A 1,542-nucleotide genomic window follows, 5' to 3' on the forward strand; every position below is an offset into this window, starting at 1 on the left:
GACAAGAACGGCTTCATGTACCGCAGCTGGATGAAGAACCAGGGCATTCCCGATCACGAATTCGCCGGCAAGCCGATCATCGGCATCTGCAATACGTGGTCCGAACTCACGCCGTGCAACGCGCACTTTCGCAAGCTCGCCGAGCACGTGAAGCGCGGTGTGTTCGAAGCGGGCGGCTTTCCCGTCGAGTTCCCGGTGTTCTCGAACGGCGAGTCGAACCTGCGGCCCACGGCCATGTTCACGCGCAATCTCGCGAGCATGGATGTCGAGGAGTCGATTCGCGGCAATCCGATCGATGCCGTCGTGCTGCTCGTCGGCTGCGACAAGACCACGCCGGCGCTGCTGATGGGCGCGGCCAGTTGCGACGTGCCCGCCATCGTCGTGAGCGGCGGGCCGATGCTCAACGGCAAGCATGAAGGCCGCGACATCGGCTCGGGCACCGTCGTGTGGCAGCTGAGCGAGCAGGTGAAGGCGGGCAAGATTTCGATTCACGAGTTCATGTCGGCAGAAGCGGGCATGTCGCGCTCGGCGGGCACCTGCAACACGATGGGCACGGCCTCGACGATGGCGTGCATGGCCGAAGCGCTCGGCGTCACGCTGCCGCACAACGCCGCCATTCCCGCCGTCGATTCGCGCCGCTATGTGCTCGCGCATCTGTCGGGCATGCGCATCGTCGAGATGGCGCTGCAGGACCTGCGTCTGTCGAAGCTGCTCACGCGCGAGGCGTTCGAGAACGCGATCCGCGCGAACGCGGCCATCGGCGGCTCGACCAATGCGGCGATTCACCTGAAGGCCATTGCGGGGCGCATCGGCGTGAACCTGGAACTCGACGACTGGACGCGCATCGGACGCGGCACGCCGACGCTCGTCGATTTGCAGCCGTCGGGGCGCTTCCTGATGGAAGAGTTCTATTACGCGGGCGGCCTGCCTGCCGTGCTGCGGCGGCTCGGTGAAGCGGGCCTGCTGCCGCATCCCGATGCGCTGACGGCGAACGGCAAGACGCTGTGGGAGAACTGCGTCGACGCGCCGATCTACAACGACGAGGTGATCCGTCCGCTGGAGAAACCGCTACGCGCGGACGGCGGCCTGTGCGTGCTGCGCGGCAATCTCGCGCCGAACGGCGCGGTGCTGAAGCCGTCGGCGGCGACGCCCGCACTGCTGAAGCATCGCGGCCGCGCCGTCGTGTTCGAGAACTTCGACGACTACAAGAAGCGCATCGCCGATCCCGAACTCGACGTGACAGCGGACAGTGTGCTCGTGATGAAGAACTGCGGCCCGAAGGGTTATCCGGGCATGGCGGAAGTCGGCAACATGGGTCTGCCGCCGAAGCTGCTCGCGCAGGGCGTGACGGACATGGTGCGTGTATCCGATGCGCGCATGAGCGGCACGGCATACGGCACGGTCGTGCTGCACGTGGCACCCGAAGCACGCGCGGGCGGGCCGCTTGCCGTGGTGCGCGACGGCGACTGGATCGAACTGGATTGCGACGCGGGGCGTCTGCACGTCGATATCGACGAGAAGGAAATGACGGCGCGACTCGCC

The 1,542-nt window shown here is 66.3% G+C and carries 1 protein-coding gene; it reads left to right on the top strand.

From position 1 onward, the window contains the following. Positions 1 to 1,542, top strand: a 1,542-nt coding sequence (locus tag H3V53_RS42990; protein WP_336603011.1) for an IlvD/Edd family dehydratase, incomplete at both ends; no start/stop codon positions are given.

Origin of the sequence: Paraburkholderia bengalensis (assembly GCF_037126505.1) — a bacterium.
In the GTDB taxonomy this organism is placed as follows: domain Bacteria; phylum Pseudomonadota; class Gammaproteobacteria; order Burkholderiales; family Burkholderiaceae; genus Paraburkholderia; species Paraburkholderia bengalensis.